Annotated in this window: 25 protein-coding genes and 1 tRNA gene; 11 read left to right on the forward strand and 15 right to left on the reverse strand. The window is 69.9% G+C overall.

Annotated features, from left to right (window positions below):
- Positions 1-34: 34 nt before the first annotated feature.
- A complete protein-coding gene (locus ACK8N7_RS19965; protein WP_403214523.1) occupies positions 35-928 on the reverse strand; it encodes an SURF1 family protein in 894 nt (297 codons plus the stop codon).
- Positions 929-1,101: 173 nt separating this feature from the next.
- Entirely contained in the window at positions 1,102-2,928 is a 1,827-nt protein-coding gene (locus ACK8N7_RS19970) for a S9 family peptidase (protein ID WP_500443516.1), read from the reverse strand.
- A 124-nt stretch (positions 2,929-3,052) separates the two neighbouring features.
- On the opposite strand from ACK8N7_RS19970, the gene ACK8N7_RS19975 reads away from it, so the two are divergent.
- Positions 3,053-3,895: a class I SAM-dependent methyltransferase gene (locus ACK8N7_RS19975; protein WP_500443518.1), complete on the forward strand. Its 843-nt coding sequence runs from the start codon at positions 3,053-3,055 to the stop codon at positions 3,893-3,895.
- A 59-nt stretch (positions 3,896-3,954) separates the two neighbouring features.
- On the forward strand, positions 3,955-4,365 hold the full coding sequence (locus ACK8N7_RS19980; RefSeq protein WP_500443520.1) for a nuclear transport factor 2 family protein: 411 nt from the start codon (positions 3,955-3,957) through the stop codon (positions 4,363-4,365).
- An 82-nt stretch (positions 4,366-4,447) separates the two neighbouring features.
- Here the strand turns inward: ACK8N7_RS19980 and ACK8N7_RS19985 are convergent, their stop codons facing one another.
- The 4 genes from ACK8N7_RS19985 to ACK8N7_RS20000 all read right to left on the reverse strand — a co-directional run bounded on the left by ACK8N7_RS19985 (position 4,448) and on the right by ACK8N7_RS20000 (position 7,709).
- Entirely contained in the window at positions 4,448-5,254 is an 807-nt protein-coding gene (locus ACK8N7_RS19985; protein ID WP_403214529.1) for an SGNH/GDSL hydrolase family protein, read from the reverse strand.
- Positions 5,255-6,010: 756 nt separating this feature from the next.
- Positions 6,011-6,481, reverse strand: coding sequence for a hypothetical protein (locus ACK8N7_RS19990; RefSeq protein WP_500443522.1), 471 nt, complete (start codon positions 6,479-6,481; stop codon positions 6,011-6,013).
- A gap of 93 nt (positions 6,482-6,574) precedes the next feature.
- Positions 6,575-6,648, reverse strand: a tRNA-Pro gene (locus ACK8N7_RS19995).
- 122 nt (positions 6,649-6,770) lie between these two features.
- A complete protein-coding gene (locus tag ACK8N7_RS20000; protein WP_403214593.1) occupies positions 6,771-7,709 on the reverse strand; it encodes a metallophosphoesterase in 939 nt (312 codons plus the stop codon).
- 79 nt (positions 7,710-7,788) lie between these two features.
- Here ACK8N7_RS20000 and ACK8N7_RS20005 point away from each other — a divergent pair, with 79 nt between their 5' ends.
- Positions 7,789-8,253 carry a GatB/YqeY domain-containing protein gene (locus ACK8N7_RS20005; protein WP_015609459.1) on the forward strand — a complete coding sequence of 155 codons (465 nt, stop codon included), beginning with the start codon at positions 7,789-7,791 and terminating at the stop codon, positions 8,251-8,253.
- 158 nt (positions 8,254-8,411) lie between these two features.
- Here ACK8N7_RS20005 and ACK8N7_RS20010 read toward each other — a convergent pair whose 3' ends face one another.
- The gene (locus tag ACK8N7_RS20010) at positions 8,412-10,661 is read right to left on the reverse strand and encodes a transglycosylase domain-containing protein (RefSeq protein ID WP_403214597.1); all 2,250 of its coding nucleotides are present in this window, start codon (positions 10,659-10,661) and stop codon (positions 8,412-8,414) included.
- Between the two features lie 584 nt (positions 10,662-11,245).
- Here ACK8N7_RS20010 and ACK8N7_RS20015 point away from each other — a divergent pair.
- Positions 11,246-11,596: a WhiB family transcriptional regulator gene (locus ACK8N7_RS20015; RefSeq protein WP_266927671.1), complete on the forward strand. Its 351-nt coding sequence runs from the start codon at positions 11,246-11,248 to the stop codon at positions 11,594-11,596.
- Between the two features lie 41 nt (positions 11,597-11,637).
- On the opposite strand, the gene bagB is transcribed toward ACK8N7_RS20015, so the two are convergent.
- Together bagB and bagA are read right to left on the reverse strand one after the other, a co-directional pair.
- Positions 11,638-13,068, reverse strand: a complete 1,431-nt coding sequence (gene bagB, locus ACK8N7_RS20020; protein WP_500443525.1) for an ATPase BagB — start codon at positions 13,066-13,068, stop codon at positions 11,638-11,640.
- Complete coding sequence (bagA, locus tag ACK8N7_RS20025; protein ID WP_403214602.1) at positions 13,065-14,039, reverse strand: ATPase BagA; 975 nt, start codon at positions 14,037-14,039, stop codon at positions 13,065-13,067. The genes bagB and bagA overlap by 4 nt, the downstream gene beginning before the upstream one ends.
- A 72-nt stretch (positions 14,040-14,111) precedes the next feature.
- Between bagA and sp36 the strand changes: the two genes are divergently transcribed.
- The 4 genes from sp36 to ACK8N7_RS20045 all read left to right on the forward strand — a co-directional run bounded on the left by sp36 (position 14,112) and on the right by ACK8N7_RS20045 (position 16,671).
- A complete protein-coding gene (gene sp36, locus ACK8N7_RS20030; protein ID WP_003967454.1) occupies positions 14,112-14,270 on the forward strand; it encodes a Sp36 family protein in 159 nt (52 codons plus the stop codon).
- Positions 14,270-14,740, forward strand: a complete 471-nt coding sequence (locus tag ACK8N7_RS20035) for a RidA family protein (RefSeq protein ID WP_030588418.1) — start codon at positions 14,270-14,272, stop codon at positions 14,738-14,740. Before sp36 ends, ACK8N7_RS20035 begins: the two co-directional genes overlap by 1 nt.
- A 189-nt stretch (positions 14,741-14,929) precedes the next feature.
- Positions 14,930-15,844, forward strand: a complete 915-nt coding sequence (locus ACK8N7_RS20040; protein ID WP_500443528.1) for an NUDIX hydrolase — start codon at positions 14,930-14,932, stop codon at positions 15,842-15,844.
- Positions 15,841-16,671, forward strand: coding sequence for an MBL fold metallo-hydrolase (locus tag ACK8N7_RS20045; RefSeq protein ID WP_403214607.1), 831 nt, complete (start codon positions 15,841-15,843; stop codon positions 16,669-16,671). The genes ACK8N7_RS20040 and ACK8N7_RS20045 overlap by 4 nt, the downstream gene beginning before the upstream one ends.
- A gap of 146 nt (positions 16,672-16,817) precedes the next feature.
- Here ACK8N7_RS20045 and ACK8N7_RS20050 read toward each other — a convergent pair whose 3' ends face one another.
- Positions 16,818-17,492: a Crp/Fnr family transcriptional regulator gene (locus tag ACK8N7_RS20050; protein WP_003967450.1), complete on the reverse strand. Its 675-nt coding sequence runs from the start codon at positions 17,490-17,492 to the stop codon at positions 16,818-16,820.
- A 498-nt stretch (positions 17,493-17,990) separates the two neighbouring features.
- Between ACK8N7_RS20050 and nth the strand changes: the two genes are divergently transcribed.
- The 3 genes from nth to ACK8N7_RS20065 all read left to right on the forward strand — a co-directional run bounded on the left by nth (position 17,991) and on the right by ACK8N7_RS20065 (position 20,893).
- Positions 17,991-18,737, forward strand: coding sequence for an endonuclease III (gene nth / locus ACK8N7_RS20055; protein ID WP_055560815.1), 747 nt, complete (start codon positions 17,991-17,993; stop codon positions 18,735-18,737).
- Positions 18,738-18,867: 130 nt separating this feature from the next.
- Entirely contained in the window at positions 18,868-19,596 is a 729-nt protein-coding gene (locus ACK8N7_RS20060) for an NUDIX hydrolase (RefSeq protein WP_500443530.1), read from the forward strand.
- Positions 19,597-19,687: 91 nt separating this feature from the next.
- Positions 19,688-20,893 (forward strand): MarP family serine protease, encoded by a 1,206-nt coding sequence (locus tag ACK8N7_RS20065; protein ID WP_403214613.1) that lies wholly within the window; start codon positions 19,688-19,690, stop codon positions 20,891-20,893.
- Between the two features lie 83 nt (positions 20,894-20,976).
- Here ACK8N7_RS20065 and ACK8N7_RS20070 read toward each other — a convergent pair whose 3' ends face one another.
- The 5 genes from ACK8N7_RS20070 to acs form a co-directional block, all read right to left on the reverse strand.
- Entirely contained in the window at positions 20,977-21,180 is a 204-nt protein-coding gene (locus tag ACK8N7_RS20070) for a hypothetical protein (RefSeq protein WP_358726969.1), read from the reverse strand.
- Positions 21,181-21,295: 115 nt separating this feature from the next.
- Complete coding sequence (locus ACK8N7_RS20075) at positions 21,296-22,357, reverse strand: alpha/beta fold hydrolase (protein ID WP_500443533.1); 1,062 nt, start codon at positions 22,355-22,357, stop codon at positions 21,296-21,298.
- Complete coding sequence (locus ACK8N7_RS20080; RefSeq protein WP_015609447.1) at positions 22,354-22,887, reverse strand: phage holin family protein; 534 nt, start codon at positions 22,885-22,887, stop codon at positions 22,354-22,356. The genes ACK8N7_RS20075 and ACK8N7_RS20080 overlap by 4 nt, the downstream gene beginning before the upstream one ends.
- Before the next feature lie 40 nt (positions 22,888-22,927).
- Entirely contained in the window at positions 22,928-24,331 is a 1,404-nt protein-coding gene (gene nhaA, locus ACK8N7_RS20085; RefSeq protein ID WP_500443535.1) for a Na+/H+ antiporter NhaA, read from the reverse strand.
- 231 nt (positions 24,332-24,562) lie between these two features.
- A complete protein-coding gene (acs, locus tag ACK8N7_RS20090; protein WP_500443537.1) occupies positions 24,563-26,560 on the reverse strand; it encodes an acetate--CoA ligase in 1,998 nt (665 codons plus the stop codon).
- Positions 26,561-26,749 lie beyond the last annotated feature (189 nt).

The raw sequence follows: 26,749 nt of genomic DNA on the forward strand, positions 1-26,749 counted from the left end.
CGGCCTCGGGCCGCCCTGCCCTACCCGGCCGAGCCTACGAACCTTGAGCGGTTTCCGGAGTCCTGCCCGTGAGGTCCTGCGCGGCGGCCTCGGCCTCCGAGGCACCGGCGCCCTCAGGACCGGCCTCCGGACCGGCTTGCCCGCCCTCCGGACCGCCCTCCGGGACCAACCCGAGGGCGACATCGCGGACGGCCTCGGCCTCGCGGCGGACCAGTCGGAACCACATGAACAACACGAAGCCCGCGAAGACGAACCACTCACCCGTGTACCCCAGGTTCTGGAACGCCTTCAGGTCGAGACCGCTGCCCGCCGGGGCGGCGGCGGGCACCGGCTTCATCGCGCCGCCCGTACCGCCCGCCTCCGCCTCGGGAAGCGTCACCCAGGCGTCGTACACGTCGTAGTCGACCAGGTTCACCAGGGCCGCGGCGCTGATCATGCCGAGCTGGCCCTCGGGGAGCCCGCCCCTGGCGTCGACGCCGTCGCTGTGGATGTTCTCGGAGGCCTGGAGGTCCCCGGTCACGGTGACCACGCCCTGCGGCGCGGCGGGCACCCGGGCACCGCTCGCGGTACCGGCCAGCCAGCCCCGTACCACCGGCAGGGCCTTGCCCCCCTCGGTCCGCAGCAGGTTCAGGACGTAGAACCCCTGGCGGTCGTCCAGTTCACGGCCGGGGACCAGGAACTGGTCGCCGTACGTCCCTGTCGCCATGGCCGGGCGGCCGGACGTCACCTTGTCGACGGGCAGCAGCTCGTCCAGCGGTTTCGCGGCCCGGGTGCTCGGATCGGGCTGCTTCTCCGCCTGTTCGTGCGACTGCACACGGTCCTCGAAGCGGCCGAGCTGCCAGGTGCCCATGAACACGCAGAACGGGATGGCCAGCACGACGAAGAGGTTGATCCCCCACCATCGCGGGGTCAGCAGGAACCGGTACACCCCACCAAGGTACGGTTCCCCGCTCCGGCCCCCCGGAGCGGGGTCGCCCCTTTATCCGCCTCTTACGCCCCCGCAGACCCCCGCCCCACCGCTCAACGCCCCCTCCGCGCTCAGCGCCTCTTCGCGCTCAACGCCCCCTCCGCGCTCAACGCCCCCTCCGCCCCCTCCGCGTCCTACGCCCCCAGGACGTCCCCACCCCCCAGGTGCTTCAGGGCGAACTCCAGCTCCAGCCGCACCTGCTTGATGCGCTCCTCCACCACCAGCGAGCCGTGCCCGGCGTCGTACCGGTAGACCTCGTGCACCGCGCCGCGCGCCGCCAAGCGGTCCACGTAGTTCTCCACCTGACGGATGGGGCACCGAGGATCGTTGACGCCCGCCGAGATGTAGACGGGGGCGCGCACCGCGTCGACGTAGGTCAGCGGCGACGAGGCCTCGAAGCGCTCGGGAACCTCCTCCGGAGTGCCGCCCAGCAACGTGCGGTCCATCGCCTTCAGGGCCTCCATCTCGTCGTGGTACGCCGTGACGTAGTCCGCGACGGGAACGGCGGCCAGCCCCAGCGCCCAGGCGTCGGGCTGGGTGCCGAGGCCGAGGAGGGTGAGATAGCCGCCCCAGGACCCGCCGGCCAGGACCAGCCGCTGCGGGTCCGCGAGCCCGGACTTGACCGACCAGTCCCGCACGGCCGCGATGTCCTCCAGCTCGATCAGGCCGACCCGGTGCTTGAGCGCGTCCGTCCAGGCGCGGCCGTACCCGGTCGAGCCCCGGTAGTTGACCCGTACGACGGCGAAGCCGTGGTCCACCCAGGCCGCCGGGCCGGAGGCGAAGGCGTCGCTGTCGTGCCAGGTGGGCCCGCCGTGGATCTCGAAGACGGTGGGAAACGGGCCATCCCCCGCCGGCTTCTGCACGAGGGCGTGGATCCGGCCGCCCGGCCCCTCCACCCACGCGTCCTCGACGGCCACCGACGCCGGGGCCTTGGCACCCGGCGGGTCCAGGACCACCGCACCGCTCGTCGACCGCACCACGGGCGGCTGCGCGGCCGACGACCAGAGGTACTCCACCGTGCCGTCCGGCCGGGCCGTGGCACCGGACACCGTCCCGGCGGGGGTCTCCACGCGCACGGGGCCCGCGGCCCCCGGCTCGTACCGCCACAGTTCGCTTCGGGCCTCGAAGCTGTGCTCGATGAGCAGGGCGGAGCCGTCCGGATACCACTCGGCACCCACGTCACCGGGCAGGTCGACGGGGAGCGCGGTCTCCGTGCCCGCGACCGGGTCCCAGATCATCGGCTCCCAGCGGCCCCGGCGCTGGTGCCCGACGAGGAGCCGGGTGTCACCGGCCACCGGCGCGAAGCCCAGCACGGCGAGCCCGAGCTCCTTGGTGCCGCCCTCGGTGTCGTCCAGCTCGGCCACCGTGGAACCGTCCGGGCGCACCACGCGCAGCGCGGAGTGCATGGCGTCGCCGTGCTCGGTGTGCTCCAGCGCGATGAGGGTCCCGTCGTGCGACAGGTCTCCGACACCGGCGGACTCCCGATGCCGGTAGATCTCGACGGACTCGCCGCCGCCTGCCGGCCGTACGAGATGGATGGTCGTCCCGTCCTCGTCGGTGGAACGGCCGATCACCGCGGACCCGTCGCGCCCGATGGCGAGGCCCGCCGGATACGAGGGCGCGAGACCCGGGGCGGCGGGCTCGTCCTCCCCGCCCCCGAAGGGCTGGCGCATCCACACGCCGAACTCGTCGCCGTCGGTGTCGCTGAACCACCAGATGGCTTCACCGTCCGGCGTCAGCACGCCGTCGGTGGTCCCGTTGGGCCGGTCGGTCACCTGGCGCTGCTGCCCGCTCGCACGGTCCCACGCGTACAGCTCGTAGGTCCCGGTGGCGTTGGAGACGAAGAGCGAGCGGTCAGGCGCGTCCTCGGCCCAGTCGGGCAGGGACACCCTGGGCGCGCGGAACCGCTGCTCCCACTCCGGCATGGTCGAGACGTTCTCTGATTCGCTCATGCCCTCCATCCAACCCGATCCCGCGCCCGGCCGGAGAAGCCTGTCCACAACCCCCTTGCGAAGATATGACCGGACCCCTCCGCCTGTGGATATCCAGTCGCACCCCTCCCGCCCTGTGGGTAACTTTCCGGTTATGTACTCCCCGACGCCGGACGACTGGCAGGACGCCAACCGTGCACGCTGGGACGAGCGCGTGCCGATACATGTGGCGAGCGATTTCTACGACCTGGAGGCGTTCCGGGCGGGCAAGGACGCGCTGCGCCCGTTCGAGCTCGCAGAGGTCGGCGACGTCACGGGGAAGACCCTCCTGCATCTCCAGTGCCACATCGGCCTGGACACCCTGTCCTGGTCGCGGCACGGTGCCGCGCAGGTGGTGGGTCTGGACTTCTCCGAGCCCGCAGTGGAGACCGCCCGCGGCCTCGCGGAATCGCTGGGTCTGGGCCCGGACCGCGCGGCGTTCGTGACGGCCGATGTGTACGACGCCCCGACGGCCGTCCCCGACTCCTCGTACGACATCGTCTACACGGGCACCGGCGCGCTGAACTGGCTGCCCGACATCGAGCGCTGGGCCGAGACCGCGGCCTCGCTGGTCGCGCCCGGAGGGTTCCTCTACCTGGCGGAGTTCCACCCCCTCACCGACACACTGGACGACGGGACCGGCTCGGTCGTCACCCACGACTACTTCAGCCGTGAGGCCTGGGTGGACGAGACCCCCGGGACGTACGCCGACTTCGACGCGCCGACCGTGCACAACCGCAGCGTCGAGTGGCAGCACCCGGTGGGCGAGGTGGTGACGGCGCTGGCGGCGGCCGGTCTGCGGATCGAGTTCCTCCGCGAGCACGACGCCACGCTCTTCCCCCGCTTCGGCAAGCTGGAGCGGGGCACGGACGGCCACTACCGCTTCCCGTCGGACCGCCCGAGGGTCCCGCTGATGTACTCGCTGAAAGCGACGCGCCCCAAGCCGAACGAGGTATAACCGCAGCTCAGCGGCGGCTCTCGGGCCGATTGTCAGTGCCGCACGCCACACTCACTCCCATGACGGACAAGACCAGCAGGACCATCACCACAGCCGGCCTGCGCGCAGCGGTGGAGGCGTACTGGGCGACGGCCGACGCCCGCGACTGGGACGCCTTCGCGGCGACCCTGGCCGACGATGTGGTGTACGAGCTGCCGCAGACCCGGGAACGTATCCACGGCAAGGACCGCTACGTCCGGTTCAACGAGGAGTACCCGGGCGACTGGCACGCCCGGATCGAGCGGATCGTCGCGGACGCGGAGGGCCGGCAGGCCGCCGCACGGACCGAGTTCACGGTCGGCGCGGAGGAGATGCACGCCATCCACTTCTTCACCTTCGACGACCGGGGCCGGATCACCGGTGTGACGGACTTCTGGCCGGAGTCGTACGAACCCCCGGAGGGCCGCGAGCACTTGGTGGAGCGGTACTGAACTGAGCTCCCGGGCCCCGACCGCGCGAAGGCGGCCCGCCGGTTCACCCGACGAGCCACCTCCGCACCGGCGCTCGTACCCGTTACACCGCCGACCGGAAGGCGGGCAGGTAGCCGCCCGACTGCCCTGCGACCGTGGGGTGGTAGGAGTTCTGGATGGGCACGGTCACGCTGTGGATCCAGGCGTCACCTGAGCACAGCTCATGCCCGGTGAACTCGTCGACGACGCTGGAGAAGGTGAACCCGGCATCGGCGGCCCGCTTGGCGAGGACCCCGTTCAGTACGTCCGCTGCGTCGTTGATCGCAGTCCGCTCGGCCTCGGTGAGCCCCGCGATGCAGCTGCCCGACAGCTGGTAGAAGCGTGGATAGCCGAGGACGACGACCTGGGCCGAGGGCGCTCCGGCGCGGATGCTCCCGTACAGCGAATCAAGGCTCCCGGGAAGGGAGTTGTTCATCTCACCGACCGCGGCGTTCACGCTGCTGATGCAGGTGGCCTCGCTCCCGAGAACGCAGTCCTGCATGACGTCGGCGAACCCGACATCGTTGCCTCCGGCCGTAACGCTGACGAGCGCGGTCGACGCGTCCAGGGCCCCGAGCTGGCCACTGGCGACGGAGGCGGTGGTGGCGCCGGAGCAGGCGACGAAGGCGAACGAGGTGGGGGAGTTCGCCGCCGCCCACAGCTGCGGATAGGCATTGGCGCTGCGCCGGCAGTCGCCGCTGTCGGGGAGATAGTCCCCGGCGCCGACACCGGAGGAGTAGGAGTCACCGAGCGCGACATAGCCGCCGGCCGCGACCGAGTCCGCCGCGACGGCGGCCCCGGCAACACCGAGAGAGGCCACGGCGGCGAGTGCGAGAGTGGATAGGGATGCCCAGAACCTGCGTACGGACATGGCTGCCGATCCTTCGAAGTGGGGGGGGTGGGGGTTGAAGGAGCGATGCAGTTTCTAGCAGCTCGCGGTACCCACCGGTAATGCCCGCGCAAGAAGTCGTCTGATATGCCCGGATGATCGATCGGGGCCCGATGCTCCGCGCGTAGATAAACCCTCAACTCCGTGCCGGAACAGCTAAGTTCAAGGAAATGTTGTGCCCCCGCAGCCCCCTGCCTCCGCATCGATTCCACCCGCACGAGGGACACCGAAGGCCCCCTCCCCGCACCCAGGTCCAACCGAACGGCTCAACCGGACCGAAGAGGCGATGCCTGCCTGACGACCAAGGCCACGAGGTACGAGCCGAGCCCCTCCAGTGCGCCTGGGCGGCCCTGCCGCGGGGACCGCGGAGACCTGGCGTTCGGGGCGCGACAGCAGCCTGGTGCCCTTGAGGTGGCGCCGATCGGATGGCGGCAATCGCAGCCGCGACGCCGCCTACTGGGTGGGAGACGGACGCAACCCGCAGGCCAGCATGCTGGCGTCTTCAAGCACCGACTTCAGCGCATGCGGATGCACGGACTCGAACCTCTTGGGCTGGAACGAGTCGTGCAGCTCCTCCATGAACATGCCGGGCCGTGCGCACAGGGGCTGATCGATTCTGCCGATCGGACATGGGCCACCCTGCTCTGCACTCAGTTCACCACGGTGATGGAATCGATCAGGGTGCCCCGCATCGGACCGGGACGGCCTCTTGTGGTGCCGTCGAGGAGACGACCGCGATCACCGCGCGGGGAGACCCAGACGGTTCGGGACATCGTCCGCGGTGCAGAGCGCCGTGACCTGCTCCTCCAGACGGCTCAGGGCGTCCATGAGGGAAAGCTGATGGATCCGATCGACAAGGAGAGTGTGGGCACCGGCGCCGAACTCTCCCAGAGGTCGTGCAAGGTCGACATCCACCATGGCCTCAACGCTGCACCCGGCCGAGGTGATGGTCAGACCCGCCGAGAACCGCAGCTCGCTGACGTCCGAATCGCCCTCCGCGAAGAAGCCGAAGCAGTGGTGGAGCCGCATTTCAGGCCCCGCGTCGTGCTTTTCGATCAAGATGTCATGTACCAGTCCAGACTCATTCCCGAAGTCGTAGGCGATGTAGAGCTGAGAGGTGGAATCCTCCAGCTGCTTCTGCAGCCGGTGCATCGTGGTCAGCAGGAGAGCCGCGCTTTCGGCGTCGTCCGCGCAGGTGACGTTCAACATCGGTGAATCATCACAGGTGACGTCGGGTTCACGCACAAAGCCGGAGGGCCGGTACTGGAATCAGTACCGGCCCTCTGACCTGCTGCTTAGCTGTCGGGGTGGCGGGATTTGAACCCACGACCTCTTCGTCCCGAACGAAGCGCGCTGCCAAGCTGCGCTACACCCCGATGCCCACCGGTCTCCCGGCGACATCGATTACTTTAGCCCACCTGCGGCCGGAGGCGAAATCCGCTTTCTCCGGTGCTGGGACCTGCGGCCTTCGACCGGGTCCGGTGCCCGGCCCCGCCCTTCACGCCCGCCCCGTGAGCGTCAGCAGTGTGACCTCAGGCGGGCAGGCGAAGCGGACCGGGGTGTAGCGGTTGGTGCCGCAGCCTGCGGAGACGTGGAGGTAGGCGCGGTGGTCGCCCACCGTGTGGCTGGACAGGCCCTTGACCCGGTCGGTGTCCAGGTCGCAGTTGGTGACCAGGGCCCCGTAGAAGGGGATGCACAGCTGGCCGCCGTGGGTGTGGCCCGCCAGGATGAGGGGGTAGCCGTCGGCTGTGAAGGCGTCCAGGGAGCGCAGGTACGGGGCGTGGACCACGCCGATGGAGAGGTCGGCGCCGCGCGTAGGGCCGCCCTGGACCTCGGCGTACCGGTCGCGCTTGATGTGCGGGTCGTCCAGGCCCGTGAACGCGACCTCCATGCCGTCCAGCTTGAGCCGGCCGCGGGTGTTCGACAGGTTCAGCCAGCCCGCCTCGTCGAAGGCGTCGCGCATCGGCTCCCACGGGTTGTGCACGACACCGACCGCGGGCTCGTTGCCGTTGAGGCCGTGCTTGCCCTGGACCTTCTCCAGGAGATAGCGCGCCGGGTTGCGCAGCTTCGGGCCGTAGTAGTCGTTGGAGCCGAAGACGTACACCCCCGGGAACTCCATCAGCGGGCCCAGCGCGTCCAGGACCTCGGGAACGGCCTCCGGGTCGGAGAGGTTGTCGCCCGTGTTCACGACGAAGTCGGGGCGCAGCCCGGCCAGCGACTGGAGCCAGGCGCGCTTCTTGCGCTGGCCGCTCACCATATGGATGTCGGAAACCTGGAGGACGCGCAACGGCCGTGCGCCGTGCGGGAGTACGGGAACCGTCACCCGCCGCAGGCGGAACGAGCGGGCCTCGAACCCGGCGGCGTAGGCGAGGCCGGCAGCCCCGACCGCTGCGCCGACTGCCGTGACTTTCAGGGGTACTCCGTAGCGTGCGCGCATGTGTCCATCGTCGCAGACACGGTGCGATGCGCGGAAAACCGGAGGGCGGCGGGCACCCCGCACCTGTCACAATCACGGCATGACCACGCTCAAGTCCAAGCTCAAGGAAGACCTCCACACGGCTATGAAGGCGCGCGACGAGCTGACCTCGTCCACCCTTCGGCTCACCCTCACCGCGATCACCAAGGAAGAGGTCAGCGGCAAGTCGGCGCGCGAGCTCTCCGACGACGAGGTGCAGAAGGTGATCGCCAAGGAGGCCAAGAAGCGCCGTGAGGCGGCCGAGGCGTTCGCCCAGGGCGGCCGGGCCGAGCAGGCGGAGCGGGAGAAGGCGGAGGGCGAGCTGCTCGACAGCTACCTGCCCAAGCAGCTCACCGACGACGAGCTGAACACGATCGTGGCGTCCGCCGTCGAAGAGGCGAAGGCCGCCGGAGCCGAGGGGCCGCGCGCCATGGGCGCCGTCATGAAGATCGTCAACCCGAAGGTGGCCGGTCTCGCCGAGGGCGGCCGGGTCGCCGCCGCGGTGAAGAAGCTCCTCGCGGGCTGAGCGCGTATGGCGGAGTAGAAGAAGAGAAGCAGCGCGTACAGCGGAGTGAAGAAGCGCTGAGCGCGTAGAGCGGAGCTAGCAAGAAGGGTGGGGCGCCCCGGTCCGTTCATCGACCGGGCGCCCCACCCTTCTTGCTAGCTCCGCTCTACGCCTACGCGTCAGGGGCCGGACCTGCCGCCGCCCCGCTGGTCCTGGTCCTGACCGCCGCCGCCGGCGCCGCCGATCAGGCCGGGCGGGAGCTGGATGCCGCCGGGCTTGCCGTCCTCGCGGTCCCCGTCGTCGTCGCCACGGCCACCGTCACGGTCGCCGTTCTCCTTCTCCTTGTCCTCCTTCATCTTCGCCCGGGGGACGGAGACGGGGTTGAACTGCGGAGTCTCGGAGGCGTTCAGCGCGCCGGTCATGGCGATCTTCCAGATCGGTCCGGGGAGGCAGCCACCGCAGACCTTGGGGTAGTACTGGCCGCCGATGGTGACGTTGAACATCGAGCTTTTCTCGCCGATGTCGTCCCCGACCCAGACCGCGGTGGAGAGGTTCGGTGTGTACCCGACGAACCAGGCGTCCTTGCGGTCGTTCGTCGTACCGGTCTTGCCCGCGTTGTCCCGGTCGCTCAGCCCGGCCTGCGTACCGGTGCCGTCCTCGACGACGCCCTTGAGCATCTGGTTGATGGTGTCCGCGGTGTTCTCGCTCATCGCCCGCGAGCACTGCGTCTCGGGGACCTTGATCTTCTTGTCGTTCGGGTCGGTGATCGACTCGATGGCGATCGGCGTGCAGTACGTGCCCCGGTTGGCGAACGCGGCGTACGCGCTGGCCATGGAGAGCGGGGTGCTCACCTCACTGCCGAGGGTGATCGAGGGCGCCTCGACGATCTTCTTGCCGTCACCGCGCTCGTAGCCGACCTTCTTCGCCATCTCCACGGTCTCGCAGAGGCCGGCCTTCTGCTCCAGCAGCGCGAAGTAGGTGTTGATGGACTTGCCGAGCGCGCTCGTCATGTCCCAGGAGCCCTTCTCGGACTCCAGCTCGTTCTGCAGGGGCCAGTCCGCATAGCCCGCGGGGGAGCCGGTGCAGTTCCGGAAGTCCTGCTCCTTGAGGGTGATCTTCCAGTCCGTCGAGAACGACGTCGCCGGGGTGATGCCCTTCTCCAGCGCCGCCGCCGCGGTGAACGGCTTGAACGTCGAGCCGACCTGGAAGCCGTACGTGCTGCCGCCCATCTTGTTGCTGACGGCGAGGTTGAGCACGGTCTCGTTCTGCTTCTGGTCCAGGCCGTACGGGCGGGACTGGCCCATGGAGAGGATCTTGCCGCTGCCCGGCTCCACCTGTACGACCGACGCCGCGAACTTGTCGTCCTTGTTGACCCTCGCGGTCGCGGCCTCGTTGGCGGCCTGCTGGGCGCGCGGGTCGAGCGTGGTCTTGACGGTGAGCCCGCCGAGGTTCCAGAGCTTGGAGCGCTCCTCCTCGGTCTTGCCGAACGCCGGGTCCGTCAGGATCGTCTTGCGTACGTAGTCGCAGAAGAACCCGGAGCCGCTGACGGCCGTGATGCAGCCGTTCTTCGGCTTGCGGACCTTCAGCTTGATCGGGGTCTCCATGGCCTTGTCGGCCTCGGCCTGCGTGATGGCGCGGGTGGCCGCCATCCGGGTCAGCACGGTGTTACGGCGCTTGGTGGCCTCCTCCGTGTCGTTGACCGGGTCGTAGCGGGTCGGCGACTGGACGATGCCGGCGAGCAGCGCGGCCTCCTCCACCTTCAGGTCCTTGGCGTGCTTGGAGAAGTACCGCTGGGACGCGGCCTCGACGCCGTACGCCTGCTGACCGAAGAACGTGATGTTGAGGTAGTTCTCCAGGATCTTCTTCTTGCCGAGTTCTTCCTCGACCTGGATCGCGTACTTCAGTTCGCGGACCTTGCGGCCGAGCGTCTGCTGGGTGGCCTGCGCGACCTTCTCCTGGTCGTCGCCCGCCTCCTCGACGAAGACGTTCTTCACGTACTGCTGGGTGAGGGTCGACGCGCCCTGCGCGGCCCCACCTGCCTGTACGTTGCGGTTCATCGCACGCAGGATGCCCTTGAGGTCGACAGCCCCGTGCTCGTAGAAGCGGGAGTCCTCGATCGCGATGATCGCGTCCTGCATGTACGGGGAGATGTCCTTGAGCGGGACCACGGTCCGGTCGCGCGAGTAGACCGTCGCGATCGCACCGCCGTCGCGGTCCAGGATCGTGGTCCGCTGGCTGAGCGGCGGAGTCTTGAGGTTGGAGGGGATCTCGTCGAACCCTTCGACCGTCCCCTTGGCGGCGAGCCCCAACGCTCCGGCTGCGGGCAGCGCGATGCCTGCCAGGACAGCTCCGGAGAGCGCGGCGACACCGAGGAACTTGGCGGCCTGCTGGGTCGTGGTGAGACCCCCGCCCGAGCGCTTCTTTGGCATGGGGGCAGCCTAATCCGTAGTTATGAGCGTTCTGTAGGAGCAGGGGCCTCTCGGAGCGTTCGCGTACCAGACCGTGACATCCGGGTACGGGTGGCGCTTGCGGACCCGGTGCGGAAGACGGCACGGCAAACGCCACAGCGAAACGACACAGCGATGTGAGGCGCCTACGTTCTCATTCGCCGGACAGGCGTGCAGGCCTTGGCCTAAGCTGCTCTCAACTGTCACAGCAGTCCGGTTCCGTATCAACCCCCCTGCTGCCCCATGCACCTCTTCTGGTCATTCTTCTCCCGGCCGACGTACAGGTGAATCGCACATCGCGGCGCTCCCGAAAACGCCCCGTGTGTCACTGAACGTCCGTTGCCATTCGGGTGTACTGTCCCGTTTTCGCGGAGTTAGTCGCGCATGTCTTCCCCTCACTCCCCTGGGTGATCTGCCGCATACGCATAGTCCGTTCGGACCATTCAAGATTGGGCCCGAAGGGGGTGTTGTGCTGTCCCCACCTTCCGTAACGTCCTCAACTGGCAGCGGTGAATATGCCGCTACCGCCGTGGGGGAGCCTCGATTCGGGAGAGGACGGCGCCGGCATGGGCTGGGTAACCGACTGGAGTGCGCAGGCAGCCTGCCGCACTACCGATCCGGATGAACTGTTCGTACAAGGGGCAGCGCAGAACAGGGCCAAGGCGGTGTGCACCGGATGCCCGGTGCGGACCGAGTGCCTGGCCGACGCGCTGGACAATCGCGTCGAGTTCGGCGTGTGGGGTGGGATGACGGAGCGGGAGCGCCGCGCACTGCTGCGCCGCCGGCCCACCGTCACGTCGTGGCGCCGTCTGCTGGAGACCGCACGCAGTGAGTACGAGCGGTCCACCGGCATTCTGCCCGCGGTGATCGGGCTGGAGGACGACGAACTGCACGAGACGTACGCCGCCGCGGGGTAGGTCGCTCCGGCAGGGCGCCCGAGGCGGGTGTTGCGGGAGGTCTACGCCGCTCCGGCCGGAGCTGGGGCGGAGCCGGTCGCGAGGCGGTCGCCGATGGCCCGCAGGCCGTCCAGGTCGTGCACATCGCCGGGCAGCGCGGCCACCGCGGTCACCGGGACCTCGGGGTGCAGCTCGGTGAACCGGTCGCGTGTGTGCTGTTCGCGGGCGACGACCTGCATGCGCTCGGCGTGCAGACGCAGCAGACCTGCCGTCAGTTCATCGACGTGCAAGGGCTGCAGAGGCTGCAGAGGGGCTTCGGCAGCGCCGGCGATGTCGGGGGTGCCGTCCGTCGTGTTCTTCGCGTGCGGCTCGTGCGTGTCCTCGTGATCCTGGTCCTCGGTGTTCTTGTGCGGGGTCCGGTGCTCGGTCTCGTGCTCGGGGGAGAGCGACGGCGCGGTGGCTTCGGGGTCGGTGGCCGCCGGGTCGGGGGCCTCCTGGTCACCAAAGCCAGCCTTCCCGGCCGTCTGATCCACAATGCGGGCGTCGTCAAGATTTTCTGCGGCGGCCAGAGCCTGCTCGGCGGAGAGCCGGGAAGCCTCGCTGCCGTGCGCCCGGTTGAGGACTAGACCGGCCAGCGGCATGTCCTCCGCCGCCAGGCGCTCCACGAAGTAGGCGGCCTCGCGCAACGCGTCCCGCTCCGGGGTCGCGACCACGAGGAATGCCGTACCAGGGGCCTGGAGCAGCTTGTACGTGGCGTCCGCGCGGCTTCGGAAGCCGCCGAACATGGTGTCCATCGCGGCGACGAACGTCTGGACGTCCCGCAGGAACTGGCCGCCGAGCAGCTTGCCCAGCGTCCCGGTCATCATCGACATACCGACATTGAGGAACTTCATCCCGGCCCGGCCGCCCACCTTCGCGGGCGCCATCAGCAGGCGGATGAACTTCCCGTCCAGGAACGAGCCGAGCCGTTTCGGAGCGTCGAGGAAGTCCAGTGCGGAGCGTGAGGGCGGGGTGTCGACGATGATCAGGTCCCACTCGTCGCGCGCCCGCAGCTGCCCGAGCTTCTCCATCGCCATGTACTCCTGTGTACCGGCGAACCCGGAGGACAGGGACTGGTAGAAGGGGTTCTCCAGGATCGCGCGGGCCCTGTCCGCGTCCGCGTGTGCCTCCACGGTCTCGTCGAAGGTCCGCTTCATGTCGAGCATCATGGCGTGCAGTTCGCCCTCGCCGCCGATGCCGTCGACCCGGCGCGGGACGTTGTCCAGCCGGTCGATGCCCATGGACTGCGCGAGTCGGCGGGCCGGGTCGATGGTGAGGACGACGACCTTCCGGCCGCGCTCGGCCGCCCGTACACCGAGGGCGGCGGCCGTGGTGGTCTTGCCGACGCCGCCGGAGCCGCAGCAGACGATGATCCGGATGGCCGCGTCGTCGAGCAGCGCGTCGGTGTCCAGCCCGGGGGCCGGCTCCGGGGTGTGGTCCGTGGCCTGCGTCATGTGTCCGCCCCTTCCCCTATGCCCTGTTTACGGAGCTCCGCGGCCAGCTCGTGCAGCGCGGCCAGGTCCACCCCGTCGCCGACCAGCGGGAGCTCGGCCGTCGGCAGTCCGAGCCCGGCCAGCACGGCGCGCTGCTCGCGCTCCAGGCCGACGCGCTGGGCGTGTTCGGCCGCCTGCTCGATCAGGGGCCGTACGAGGGCGGCGGAGCCCGTCACTCCGGCGCGGGTCAGCGTCTTGGCGATCTCCTTGCGGCGGCCGCTCGCGGCGGTGCGCAGGGTCTCCTCGTCGACCAGGTGCGGGCGCACCATGTTCACGATGACGCGGCCCACGGGGAGGTCGGCGGCACGCAGTTCGGCGATGCCGTCGGCGGTCTCCTGGACCGGCATCTCCTCCAGGAGGGTAACCAGGTGCACCGCGGTCTGCGGGGACTTCAGGACCCGCATCACGGCCTGGGCCTGGTTGTGTATCGGGCCGATCCTGGCCAGCCCCGCGACCTCGTCGTTGACGTTCAGGAAGCGCGTGATGCGGCCGGTCGGCGGGGCGTCCATGATCACGTAGTCGTAGACGAACCGGCCCTGCTTGTCCTTGCGGCGTACGGCTTCGCACGCCTTGCCGGTCAGCAGGACGTCCCGGACCCCGGGCGCGATGGTGGTGGCGAAGTCGATCGCGCCGAGCTTCTTGAGCGCCCGGCCCGCGCTGCCGAGCTTGTAGAACATCTGGAGGTAGTCGAGGAGTGCCAGCTCGGCGTCGATCGCCAGCGCGTGCACCTCGCCGCCGCCGGGCGCGACGGCGATCTTGTGCTCTTCATAGGGAAGCGCGTCGGAATCGAAGAGCTGGGCGATGCCCTGTCTGCCCTCGACCTCGACGAGGAGGGTGCGCCTGCCCTCGGTCGCGAGGGCGAGCGCGAGGGCGGCGGCGACCGTGGTCTTACCGGTACCACCCTTGCCGCTGACGACCTGGAACCTGCTCACGTATTCGAGCCTAACCAGTCCGGCCCCGGGCTACGCACGGGACCTTGGGTGCCAGGCGTTACAGTCGGGCCCATGACCAAGTGGGAATACGCGACCGTGCCCCTTCTCGTGCACGCGACCAAGCAGATTCTGGACACCTGGGGCGAGGACGGCTGGGAGCTGGTCCAGGTCGTTCCCGGCCCGAACAACCCCGAGCAGCTCGTGGCCTACCTGAAGCGGGAGAAGGCGTAGTGGCGGGCGCCGTCGAGGCGCGCCTCGCCGAGCTCGGCCTGACCCTGCCCGCCGTCGTGCCGCCGCTGGCCTCGTACCAGCCGGCCGTGCAGTCCGGGGTGTACGTGTACACCTCGGGCCAGCTCCCGATGGTGGACGGCAAGCTCGCCGTCACCGGCAAGGTCGGCGCCGAGGTGACGCCGGACGAGGCGAAGGAGCTCGCGAAGACCTGCGCGCTCAACGCCCTGGCCGCCGTGAAGTCGGTCGCCGGTGATCTGGACCGGATCAAGCGCGTGGTGAAGGTCGTGGGCTTCGTCGCCTCGGCATCCGACTTCACCGGGCAGCCCGCCGTGATCAACGGTGCGAGCGAGCTGCTGGGCGCGGTCCTGGGCGACAAGGGTGTGCACGCACGCAGCGCCGTGGGCGTCGCCGTGCTGCCGCTGGACGCCCCGGTCGAGGTCGAGGTCCAGGTCGAGCTCGTCGACGCCTGAGCCCGTACGAACCCTCTCGGCGCCTGAGCCGTACGAAGCCTCTCGACGTTCTTTCCGATCCCGTCCGGTCACGCGACCGGGCGGGATCGCGTGTGTACGGGAGATGCGCGTGTGTACGGGACATGTCGGGCCCCGGCGATGATCACGGAAGCTCTCGAACATCGGCGCGGTTCCGGATAGCCTCCGGCCATGTCCCAAGGTCAGTGGTACCCCCCGGAATGGCCCGACCGGATCCGGGCCCTCGCCGCCGGTGAGCTGACGGCCGTGACTCCCCGGCGGGCCGCCACCGTGATGCTGCTCCGCGATCCGGGAGCCAGGGGCGGCCCGGGAGCGAAGGGCGACCCGGGTGGTCCCGTTGTGCACATGCTGCGCCGGCGGACCTCCATGGCATTCGCCGGAGGCGCGTACGCCTATCCGGGTGGCGGAGTGGATCCGCGCGACGACGACCGGCTGATCGGGTGGGCCGGGCCCTCGCTGGAGCACTGGGCCGGCCGGCTCGGCGCCGCGACGGTCACCGAGGCGCAGGCCATCGTCTGCGCTGCGGTGCGCGAGACCTTCGAGGAGGCGGGCGTCCTGCTCGCCGGGGAGACCGCCGGGACGGTGGTCGGCGACACCACCGGGGCCGACTGGGAGGCCGACCGCGAGGCGCTGGTCGCCCGCGACCTGTCCTTCGCGGAGTTCCTGGACCGGCGCGGGCTGCTGCTCCGCTCGGACCTGCTGGGCGCCTGGGCCCGCTGGATCACCCCGGAGTTCGAACCGAGGCGGTACGACACCTGGTTCTTCGTCGCCGCGCTGCCCGAAGGGCAGCGCACCCGTGCCGTCTCCACCGAGGCGGACCGTACGGTGTGGATCGCGCCGACGGAGGCGGCCCGCCGCTACGACCTGGGCGAGCTGCTGATGATGCCGCCCACCGTTTCGACGCTGCGGGCCCTGACGCCGTTCAGGACGGCCGCCGAGGCGCTCGGGGCAGCGGACGTCCAGGACATGACTCCCGTACTCGCGCAGGCCCGTCTGGAGGGGGATGAGCTGGTGCTGAGCTGGCCGGGGCACGACGAGTTCACCAAGCACGTACCCACGGCGGGCGAGAGCGGCGGTGCGGGATGAGCGACGCAGCCGCCCTCCCGGGGCAGCCGCGCGGAACCGTGGGCTCCGGGCCCGCGACCGCCCGTACGGTCAACGTCCTCGCGCCGAACCCGTCCGCGATGACGCTCGACGGCACCAACACCTGGATCGTCGCCGAGCCCGGCTCCGGTCTCGCGGTCGTCATCGACCCGGGGCCGCTCGACGACGGTCACCTGAGGGCCGTGATCGACGCGGTGGAGCGGTCCGGGCGCCGCGTGGCCCTTACTTTGCTCACGCACGGTCATCCTGATCACGCGGAGGGCGCGGGGCGGTTCGCCGAGCTGACGCGGACGAAGGTACGGGCCCTGGATCCGGCGCTGCGGCTGGGGGACGAGGGCCTCGGGGCGGGCGATGTGATCACCACCGGCGGCCTGGAACTGCGGGTGGTCCCGACGCCGGGCCACACCGCCGACTCGCTCTCGTTCCATCTGCCCGCGGACCGGGCGGTGCTGACGGGCGACACGATCCTCGGCCGCGGTACGACGGTGGTCGCGCACCCGGACGGGCGGCTCGGCGACTACCTGGACTCGCTCAGGCGGCTGCGCTCCCTGACGGTCGACGACGGCGTGCACACGGTGCTGCCGGGCCACGGACCGGTCCTGGAGGACGCGCAGGGGGCCGTGGAGTTCTACCTGGCTCATCGCGCGCACCGGCTGGCCCAGGTCGAGACGGCGGTGGAGGCGGGGCACCGCACGCCGTCGGACGTGGTGGCCCGGGTGTACGCCGACGTGGACCGCTCCCTGTGGCCGGCCGCCGAGCTGTCGGTACGGGCGCAGCTGGAGTACCTCGCCGGACACGGGCTCATCTGAAGCGGCCCGCGCGAACGGACAGCGCTCCCGTGAACGTAGGGGGAGCCGCGTGAGCCCGTAGGGAGCCGCGTGAACGGAAGGGCCCCGCGCCGACCGGAGTACGTCAGGTCGGCGCGGGGCGCCTCGCGTCAGGTCACATCACCCGGTCATCGCGAACGCTTCGCGAGGCGCTCCACGTCCAGCAGGATGACCGCGCGGGCCTCCAGCCGCAGCCAGCCACGGCCCGCGAAGTCCGCGAGGGCCTTGTTGACCGTCTCGCGGGAGGCGCCGACCAGCTGGGCCAGCTCCTCCTGGGTGAGGTCGTGAACGACGTGGATGCCTTCCTCCGACTGGACGCCGAAGCGGCGCGACAGGTCCAGGAGGGCACGGGCGACACGGCCCGGCACATCGGAGAAGACCAGGTCGGACATCTGGTCGTTGGTCTTGCGCAGACGCCGGGCGACCGCGCGCAGCAGCGCGGTGGCGACCTCGGGCCGGGCGTTGAGCCAGGGCTGCAGGTCGCCGTGACCGAGGCCGAGGAGCTTGACCTCGGTCAGCGCGGAGGCGGTCGCCGTGCGCGGGCCGGGGTCGAAGAGCGAGAGCTCACCGATCAGCTCGCCGGGGCCGAGCACGGCCAGCATGTTCTCGCGCCCGTCGGGCGAGGTGCGGTGGAGCTTCACCTTGCCCTCGGTGACCACGTACAGGCGGTCACCCTGGTCGCCCTCGTGGAAAAGCGCGTCGCCGCGCGCGAGGGTCACCTCACTCATCGAGGCGCGGAGCTCCGCGGCCTGCTCATCATCGAGCGCCGCGAAAAGCGGGGCGCGCCGCAGAACGTCGTCCACGAGTTCTCTCCTTGTCGGCCTGTTCAGGGAACCGTGGTCCCCATCATGCCGGACGGTAAAACAGTGCGATCAATCACAAACCAGTTTGACGCACGGGAGTGCCGGTCCCTACGGCAGGGGGCCGATCGGGGGTGGATACGCGGTGACCGGGGCGGTTGTCAGTGGCTGGCTCTAGGCTGGCCGGGTGTCCAGAATGCCGGGGAGAGCGCAGGCCGAGGGGGCTGATGGGGTGTCGGAGCAGCGCGATTCCGCTGTGGGCGAACACTCCCCGGTTCGCCCGGAGAGTGCCGCAAATGGCTCCCCCGGAGGGCCGGGAAGCCGGTCCGGAAGTCGGCCAGGAGGTCCGCAGTGACATCGTCAAAGTCCGGAACGACGCCCGAGACCCCCAGGACCTCGACCGCGCCGAAGGCGCCCAAGGCGGTCAAGGAACTCAAGACGGCCAAGGCGGCCAAGGAGCTCAAGGCAGCCAAGGTGCCCGAGGCCGAATCGCACCTCGCGCTGGTCCGCCGCGCCCGCCGGATCAACCGCGAGCTCGCCGAGGTCTATCCGTACGCCCACCCCGAGCTGGACTTCCGTAACCCCTTCGAGCTGCTCGTCGCCACGGTCCTCTCCGCCCAGACCACCGACCTGAGGGTCAACCAGACCACTCCCGCGCTCTTCGCCGCCTATCCGACCCCCGAGGACATGGCGGCGGCCGTCCCGGAGGAGATGGAGGAGCTGATCCGGCCGACCGGCTTCTTCCGGGCCAAGACCAAGTCGCTCCTCGGCCTCTCCGCGGCCCTGAGGGACGACTTCGGCGGTGAGGTCCCCGGCCGGCTGGAGGACCTGGTCAAGCTGCCCGGTGTCGGCCGCAAGACCGCCAACGTCGTGCTGGGCAACGCCTTCGGTGTCCCCGGCATCACCGTGGACACACACTTCGGGCGGCTGGTCCGGCGCTGGAAGTGGACGGACGAGGAGGACCCGGTGAAGGTCGAGGCGGTGATCGCCGACATCTTCCCCAAGAGCGAGTGGACGATGCTCTCGCACCGGGTGATCTTCCACGGCCGCCGCATCTGCCATTCCCGAAAACCGGCCTGCGGCGCCTGCCCCATCGCCCCGCTCTGTCCTTCGTACGGTGAGGGGGAGACCGACCCGGAGAAGGCCGCGAAGCTGCTGAAGTACGAGATGGGCGGCTACCCGGGCCAGCGGCTCAGCCCGCCCGCCGACTTCCCGGGCAAACCGGCCCCCGCGCTGGGAGCCGCATGAGGGAACGCCGCATCGAGCACCCTCCCGAGAGACGACACCCCTCCCGAGAGACGACAGCCCTCCCGAGAACGACGAAATGGCTCGGAACGAAATGGCCGACGACAGGCGTTGTGAAACAAGGGGGGTGCCGATGACGCACACGGACACACACGCGGACACGGATGCGGACACGGATACGGCGGTCACCCGTGCGGCGATCGACGTGACCACGGCGGGCCTGCCCGCCTGGCTCGACCCCGTGGCCCAGGCCGCCCGCAGCGTCCGCCCGCAGCAGCTCAGCCGCTTCCTGCCGCCCGAGAGCGGGGCGGGGAGACAGTCCGCCGTCCTGATCCTCTTCGGCGACGGTCCGCGCGGCCCCGAGCTGCTGCTGATGGAGCGCTCCGGCACCCTGCGCTCGCACCCCGGGCAGCCGTCCTTCCCCGGCGGCTCCCTCGACCCCGAGGACGGCGACCAGGCCACGACCGGGCCGCTGCGTGCAGCGCTGCGCGAGGCCGAGGAGGAGACCGGTCTCGACCCCCGGGGCGTCCAGCTCTTCGGCGTACTGCCCCGGCTGTACATCCCCGTCAGCAGCTTCGTCGTGACGCCCGTCCTCGGCTGGTGGCGTGCGCCCAGCCCGGTCGGGGTGGTGGATCCGGCGGAGACGGCCCGGGTCTTCACCGTTCCCGTGGCGGATCTCACGGATCCGGCCAACCGGGCCACCGCCGTACATCCGAGCGGGCACAGCGGTCCGGCCTTTCTGGTCGAATCGGCCCTGGTCTGGGGGTTCACGGCCGGAGTGATCGACCGGATCCTGCACTACGCGGGCTGGGAACGCCCGTGGGACAGGGCTAGACAGGTGCCGCTCGACTGGCGCGCATGACACGCTGGCTGTCCTGCTGCGCTGTACCGGGCCCGGCCCGGACCCCGTCACCCCCGACGGGCCAGGTGACGAAACTGCGAGGCTATCGACGGTGAACGTGCTGGACATCCTGCTGCTGCTCGCCGCCGTATGGTTCGCGGTCATCGGCTATCGACAGGGTTTCGTCGTCGGCATCCTGTCGGTGATCGGCTTCCTCGGCGGCGGTCTCGTCGCCGTCTATCTGCTGCCGATCATCTGGGACCGGGTGACCGAGGGGGCCGAGGTCTCCACCGCGACGGCCATCGGCGCGGTCGTCATCGTGATCATCTGCGCCTCGGTCGGCCAGGCCTTCACCACCCACCTGGGCAACAAGCTCCGCCGGTACATCACGTGGTCGCCCGCCCGCGCGCTGGACGCCACCGGCGGCGCCCTGGTCAACGTGGTGGCCATGCTGCTGGTCGCCTGGCTGATCGCCCTGCCGCTGGCCCGCACCTCGCTGCCGACCCTCGGCAAGGAGGTCCGCAACTCCTCGGTCCTGCTCGGGATCTCCCGGGTGATGCCCCAACAGGCGCCGCCGTGGTTCGAGGACTTCTCCTCCGCCCTCGCGCAGAACGGCTTCCCGCAGGTCTTCAGCCCCTTCGACAACGAGCCGATCACCAACGTCGAGCCCCCGGACCCGGCGCTGGCGGGCAGTCCGGTCGCCGCCCGCGCCAAGAAGTCGATCGTCAAGGTCGTGGGTACGGCCCCGAGCTGCGGCAAGGTCCTCGAAGGCACCGGCTTCGTCTTCTCCGACCGCCGTGTGATGACCAACGCCCACGTCGTCGGAGGCGTCGAGGAGCCGACCGTCCAGATCGGCGGCGAAGGCCGGCTGTACGACGCGAAGGTGGTCCTCTACGACTGGCAGCGCGACATCGCGGTGCTGGACGTCCCCGACCTCAAGGCCACGCCCCTGGAGTTCACCGGCACGAACGACGACGCGGAGAGCGGCGACAGCGCGATCGTCGCGGGCTTCCCGGAGAACGGCGCCTACGACGTACGCTCCGCCCGGGTCCGCGCCCGTATCGACGCCAACGGCCCCGACATCTACCAGCGGGGCACCGTCCTGCGCGACGTCTACTCGCTCTACGCGACCGTGCGCCAGGGCAACTCGGGCGGCCCGCTGCTCACTCCGGACGGAAAGGTGTACGGAGTGGTGTTCGCCAAGTCGCTCGACGACCCTGACACCGGCTACGCCCTGACGGCCGACGAGATCCGCGAGGACATCGAGATCGGCCGCACGGCGAACCAGCAGGTCGACAGCCAGGGCTGCGCCCTCTGAGGCCCGCCCGGGATAGCCGTGAGCGATGAAGACCCCCGCCGGTCAGCGCATGCGGATCGGCGGGGGCGAGGTGTCAGGAGAGATCAGCTACGGGGGTGGCGCAGCCGCGCCGAGACCCAGCGGGCCCGACGGCGGAGGATGCGCGGAATCCCGAGCCGGTGATGATGAAGGTCCTGCACATCGTGCACCCGGCCCAAGGGGCCGCCCCCCTCATGAGTGCTCGCACCTGCTGTCGCGGTGGAGCGGCGGTTGCGTGCTTCGTCAGTGAAGTCGTGCGTCCAGCCCATACCCCGACGTCTGCCCGTGACCCAAGGTCGGTAATCGTGCGCGAGTCAGCCAATTGGCTTATGCGGCAGGCAAGTGGCTGTTCGTCGGACGGGTGTGCCCCTGGCGGGTGCTCGGCTACCGGTCGGGCTCAGGATCCTTGAGCCAGTTGATGAGTTCGGTGGAGAAGGCGATCGGATCCTCCTCGTGGGGGAAGTGACCGACACCGTCGAAAAGTCGCCACCGGTAGGGCGCCTCGACGTACTCGCCCGACCCCGCCGAACTCCGGGTCCGGACCGCCGGATCGAGCGATCCGTGCAGATGCAGGGTGGGTACGCGCACGGGCCGCTTCATCCGCCGGTTGAACTGGACCCCGTCCGGACGAGCCATCGAACGGACCATCCAGCGGTACGGCTCGATCGAGCAGTGCGCCGTCGAGGGGACGCTCATGGCCCGCCGGTAGACGGCCAGGGTCTCCTCGTCGGGGAACTCCGGGGTCCGGGGCCCGGCCCAGTCCTGGACCAGCTTTCCCACCAGGGCCGCGTCGTCCGCGACGAGCTGACGCTCCGGCAGCCAGGGGCGCTGGAAGCCCCAGATGTACGAGCCCGCCCGCGACTGCGCGAAGTCGGACAGCATCGAGGAGCGCCAGCGGCGCGGGTGGGGCATGGACGAGACGGCGAGCCGGCGCACCAGCTTGGGCCGCATCACGGCGGCCGTCCAGGCGAGGTAGCCGCCCAGATCGTGGCCGACCAAGGCCGCGTCCGGCTCACCGAGGGAGCGGATCACCCCGGTGACGTCGAGCGCCAGGTTGGCGGGGTCGTAACCGCGCGGTGTCCGGTCGCTGCCGCCCACCCCGCGCAGGTCCATGGCGACGGCCCGGAAGCCCGCTTCGGCGAGCGCGGGCAGCTGGTGGCGCCAGGTCCACCAGAACTGCGGGAACCCGTGCAGAAGGAGGACCAGGGGCCCCTCGCCCATCTCGGCGATGTGGAACCGCGCACCGTTGGCGGCCACATCGCGATGGGTCCAGGGGCCATCGATCCGTACGGGTCCTCCGGCGCCGGCCTGACCCGTGGAAGCGGAACGGCCGTCGCCCGAGGAGAGGCGGCCGGCCGGGCTCGTCGAGGAGCCCGCCGGGCCGGCCGAACCCTGCGGGCTCGCCGAACCCGCCGGGCCGAATGCGCTGGAATCGGGAACCGTCATGTGGACGAGCGTGCCACAGAGGCGGCCTTGTCCTTACCGGGGAGGCTCTCGACGCCCGTACCCGCCGCGAGGCTGGAGCCGGAGCGCTTGAGGATCGCGTCGGCCTCGATGGCCGGGCGGGGGTGCGGCTTCGCCTTCTGCAGGACGGCGGCGGTCTGCTTGGCGGAGGCGATGGACTTCTCCGGCGGCTTGACCTTCTTGAACTTCAGCCAGCCGATCAGCCCGAGCAGCGCCGCCAGGAGGACGAAGCCGCCGGCCACGATCAGGAACGACCAGGCGAGGCCCAGGCCCAGGTTGTGGATGCCGTACGCGGCGGCGAAGCTCAGCATCGGCATCGTGAACAGAAGCAGTACGCCCGCGACGATGAACGCCACGCTGCCGATCACCCCGCGCTTGACGTCCTGGCGTACCTCCGCCTTCGCCAGGGCGATCTCGTCGTGCACCAGCGCGGACATCTCGGCCGTCGCCGAGGCGACCAGCTGCCCGATGCTGCGGTCCGCGCTGCCCACGTAGTTGCCGGGGTCGCTCATCCCTGACTCCCTCTCCGTCTTCGACACATCCGATGTCAGATCATGCCGGACTGTCCGGCTTGTTGCTCGCTGCCCCCGCCCGTTCGGCGAGACGGCGGTGCTCGGCCGCCTTCTCCTCGTGGATCGCGGCCATCCGCAGGTGGTACCCCGGATCGTCCTGTTCATAGACGTCGGGCACCCCGGATGCGTCCTCGTCCCGCTCCTCGGCCTCGTACAGCTCCCTGTACTTGCGCACCCGCAGTTTGAGTAGGACACAGGCCAGTGCGGCTGCGATCAGGGAGCCGATCAGTACGGAGGCCTTGATCTCGTTGATCATCTCCGAGTCACCCTCGAAGGCGAGCTCGCCGATAAGGAGGGAGACGGTGAACCCGATACCTGCGAGCGAGGCGACCGCCAGGACATCGGCCCAGGCCAGCTCCTTGTTCAGCTCGGCCTTGGTGAAGCGGGCGGCGAGGTACGTACCGCCGAAGATCCCGACAGTCTTGCCCAGGACGAGCCCGAGGACCACGCCGAGTGTCTCGGGTCGGGTGAAGACGCCTGCCAGCGCCTCGCCCTGGAGGGAGACCCCGGCGGCGAAGAGGGCGAACAGCGGAACAGCGATACCGGCCGACAGCGGGCGTACCAGGTGCTCGATGTGCTCGCCGGGAGAGTGCTCCTCCCCTTCGCGCTTGGTGCACCGGAGCATCAGCCCCATCGCGACACCGGCGATGGTGGCGTGCACCCCGCTGTTGTACATCAGGCCCCAGATCACGAGAGCGAGCGGGATGTAGACGTACCAGCCGCGGACGTCGAAGCGGAGAAGCAGGTAGAAGGCGGCAAGGGCGAGCACGGCTCCGCCAAGGGCCAGGAAGTTCAGATCCGAGGTGAAGAACACCGCGATGATCACGATGGCGAAGAGGTCGTCGACGACCGCGAGGGTGAGGAGGAAGGCTCTCAGTGCAGACGGCAGCGAGGTTCCGATCACCGCGAGGACGGCGAGAGCGAAGGCGATGTCGGTTGCTGTCGGGACAGCCCAGCCGGCCAGGGAGCCGTCGCCCAGGACCACGGTGAGGGTGTAGACGAGGGCCGGCACCGCCATGCCGCTGAGGGCCGCCACGACGGGAAGGGCGGCGGCCTTCGGGTCACGGAGTTCGCCTGCGACGAGTTCCCGCTTGAGCTCGACGCCGGCGACGAAGAAGAAGACAGCGAGGAGCCCGTCCGCTGCCCAGTGGGCCACGGAGAGGTCCAGACCGATGGAGCCTGGACCGAAGTGGAACTTGCTGACTTCCTCGTACGATCCGCCGAACGTGTTCGCCCAGAGCAGGGCGACCACTGCGGCGACGAGCAGGAGCACGCCCCCCACGGTCTCGGTCCGAAGCGTTTCCGCGACGTAGTTCCGCTCGGGGAGGGGGAGGCGGCCGAGCAGCGAGCGCTGGGGCGGCGGTGTGGGGGTGGGCGGGGCCACGAGAGAGAACCTCCAGGTTGAGTGGGCATGTGGGCATGACTGATCAATGTGCCGACCAGTCTTCCCGGCGCCCCTGTGGAGATGTCCTCTGAAGTTGTGGATGAAGCGCCCACTGTACCGGGACGGTAGGGGTGAAAATCATTTTGGGTGACATTCGACCGCAATGCCCGATGGGCACCCGGCGCGTCGCCGGATGCCCATCGGAGCCGTACAGAAGAAGCTTGTCCGGTCTCAGTCCTCCGAGGACGAGGACGGCAGCTGGGTGGTGATCAGGTCCATCACCGAGGAGTCGGTGAGCGTGGTGACATCGCCCAGCTCGCGGTTCTCGGCGACATCGCGCAGCAGGCGGCGCATGATCTTGCCGGAGCGGGTCTTGGGCAGCTCGGCCACCGGCAGCACCCGCTTAGGCTTCGCGATCGGGCCGAGGGTCGTCCCGACGTGGTTGCGCAGCTCCACGACCAGCTCGTCGGACGCGGTCGCCGTACCGCGCAGGATCACGAACGCGACGATGGCCTGGCCCGTCGTCTCGTCGTTCGCACCGACCACGGCCGCCTCGGCGACCGACGGGTGGGAGACCAGGGCCGACTCGACCTCGGTGGTCGAGATGTTGTGGCCCGACACGAGCATGACGTCGTCGACCCGGCCGAGCAGCCAGACGTCGCCGTCCTCGTCCTTCTTGGCACCGTCGCCCGCGAAGTACTTGCCCTCGAAGCGCGACCAGTAGGTGTCGAGGAACCGCTGGTCGTCGCCCCAGATGGTGCGGAGCATGGAGGGCCAGGGCTCGGTGAGGACGAGGTAGCCGCCCCCGCCGTTCGGCACCTCGTTGGCGTCGTCGTCCACGACGGTGGCGGCGATTCCGGGCAGGGCGCGCTGGGCGCTGCCCGGCTTGGTCGCCGTCACGCCCGGCAGCGGCGAGATCATCATGGCGCCGGTCTCGGTCTGCCACCAGGTGTCCACGATCGGGCACTTTTCGGCGCCGATGTGCTTGCGGTACCACATCCATGCCTCGGGGTTGATCGGCTCGCCGACCGAACCGAGGACGCGCAGGGACGACAGGTCGAACTTGGCGGGGATGTCGTCCCCCCACTTCATGAACGTACGGATCGCGGTCGGCGCCGTGTAGAGGATCGTGACGCCGTACTTCTGCACGATCTCCCAGAAGCGGCCCTGGTGCGGGGTGTCGGGCGTGCCTTCGTACATGACCTGGGTCGCGCCGTTGGCCAGCGGCCCGTAGACGATGTACGAGTGCCCGGTGACCCAGCCGACGTCGGCGGTGCACCAGTAGACGTCGGTCTCCGGCTTGAGGTCGAAGACCGCGTGGTGGGTGTACGCCGCCTGGGTGAGGTAGCCGCCGGAGGTGTGCAGGATGCCCTTCGGCTTCCCGGTGGTGCCCGAGGTGTAGAGGATGAAGAGCGGCTGCTCGGCCTCGAAGGCCTCGGGGTCGTGCTCGGCGGACTGCCGGGCGGTGATCTCGTGCCACCAGACGTCGCGGCCCTCGGTCCAGGCGGTGTCCTGACCGGTGCGGCGGACGACGAGGACGTGCTCGACGCTCTTGATACGGGAGACGGCGTCGTCGACCGCAGGCTTGAGCGCGGAGGGCTTGCCCCGGCGGTAGCCGCCGTCGGCCGTGATGACGACCTTGGCGTCCGCGTCCTGGATGCGGGTGGCGATGGCGTCGGCGGAGAAGCCGCCGAAGACCACCGAGTGCGTGGCGCCGATGCGGGCGCAGGCCAGCATCGCGACGGCGGCCTCGGGGATCATCGGCAGATAGACGGCGACCCGGTCGCCCTTGCTGACGCCCAGTTCGGTCAGCGCGTTGGCGGCGCGGGAGACCTCGTCCTTCAGCTCCGCGTAGGTGATGGCGCGGCTGTCGCCGGGCTCGCCCTCGAAGTGGATGGCGACCCGGTCGCCGTTGCCCGCCTCGACATGGCGGTCCACGCAGTTGTACGCGACGTTCAGCTTGCCGTCCGCGAACCACTTCGCGAAGGGCGGATTGCTCCAGTCGAGGGTCTCGGTCGGCTCGGTGGCCCACGTCAGGCGGCGGGCCTGCTCGGCCCAGAAGCCCAGCCGGTCCGCCTCGGCCTGCTCGTACGCCTCTGCGGTGACGTTGGCGTTGGCGGCCAGCTCGGCAGGCGGAGCGAATTTTCGCTCTTCCCGAAGCAGGTTGGCCAGGCTCTCGTTGCTCACGACTTCTCCCAGTCCCAGGGTGTCCGTTGTGTCCCGGGGCATAGCTCATCAGGCGCGAGGCCGGGTGACAAGTGTCTGCCGGGAATTGGTTTAGACCTGTGTCTTCCTGTATGGAAGCATGATCCCGCTCCGCTGGTCAGGACTGCTTTACGACGTGTGGCGCAAAGTCGCCCTGCGGCTCGCTGCCGTGCCGTGCGGCGCGGAGCGGGGTCATCAGGTCTCACGGACCCG

This window comes from Streptomyces griseobrunneus (assembly GCF_046713465.1).
Lineage (GTDB): Bacteria > Actinomycetota > Actinomycetes > Streptomycetales > Streptomycetaceae > Streptomyces > Streptomyces microflavus.

Coding starts and splice junctions, on each gene's coding strand:
- ACK8N7_RS19970 (WP_500443516.1), bottom strand. CDS start 2,928: ATGGAGGGCATGAGCGAATCAGAGAACGTCTCGACCATGCCGGAGTGG.
- ACK8N7_RS19975 (WP_500443518.1), top strand. CDS start 3,053: ATGTACTCCCCGACGCCGGACGACTGGCAGGACGCCAACCGTGCACGC.
- ACK8N7_RS19980 (WP_500443520.1), top strand. CDS start 3,955: ATGACGGACAAGACCAGCAGGACCATCACCACAGCCGGCCTGCGCGCA.
- ACK8N7_RS19985 (WP_403214529.1), bottom strand. CDS start 5,254: ATGTCCGTACGCAGGTTCTGGGCATCCCTATCCACTCTCGCACTCGCC.
- ACK8N7_RS19990 (WP_500443522.1), bottom strand. CDS start 6,481: ATGTTGAACGTCACCTGCGCGGACGACGCCGAAAGCGCGGCTCTCCTG.
- ACK8N7_RS20000 (WP_403214593.1), bottom strand. CDS start 7,709: ATGCGCGCACGCTACGGAGTACCCCTGAAAGTCACGGCAGTCGGCGCA.
- ACK8N7_RS20005 (WP_015609459.1), top strand. CDS start 7,789: ATGACCACGCTCAAGTCCAAGCTCAAGGAAGACCTCCACACGGCTATG.
- ACK8N7_RS20010 (WP_403214597.1), bottom strand. CDS start 10,661: ATGCCAAAGAAGCGCTCGGGCGGGGGTCTCACCACGACCCAGCAGGCC.
- ACK8N7_RS20015 (WP_266927671.1), top strand. CDS start 11,246: ATGGGCTGGGTAACCGACTGGAGTGCGCAGGCAGCCTGCCGCACTACC.
- bagB (WP_500443525.1), bottom strand. CDS start 13,068: ATGACGCAGGCCACGGACCACACCCCGGAGCCGGCCCCCGGGCTGGAC.
- sp36 (WP_003967454.1), top strand. CDS start 14,112: ATGACCAAGTGGGAATACGCGACCGTGCCCCTTCTCGTGCACGCGACC.
- ACK8N7_RS20040 (WP_500443528.1), top strand. CDS start 14,930: ATGTCCCAAGGTCAGTGGTACCCCCCGGAATGGCCCGACCGGATCCGG.
- ACK8N7_RS20045 (WP_403214607.1), top strand. CDS start 15,841: ATGAGCGACGCAGCCGCCCTCCCGGGGCAGCCGCGCGGAACCGTGGGC.
- ACK8N7_RS20060 (WP_500443530.1), top strand. CDS start 18,868: ATGACGCACACGGACACACACGCGGACACGGATGCGGACACGGATACG.
- ACK8N7_RS20070 (WP_358726969.1), bottom strand. CDS start 21,180: ATGGGCTGGACGCACGACTTCACTGACGAAGCACGCAACCGCCGCTCC.
- ACK8N7_RS20075 (WP_500443533.1), bottom strand. CDS start 22,357: ATGACGGTTCCCGATTCCAGCGCATTCGGCCCGGCGGGTTCGGCGAGC.
- ACK8N7_RS20080 (WP_015609447.1), bottom strand. CDS start 22,887: ATGAGCGACCCCGGCAACTACGTGGGCAGCGCGGACCGCAGCATCGGG.
- acs (WP_500443537.1), bottom strand. CDS start 26,560: ATGCCCCGGGACACAACGGACACCCTGGGACTGGGAGAAGTCGTGAGC.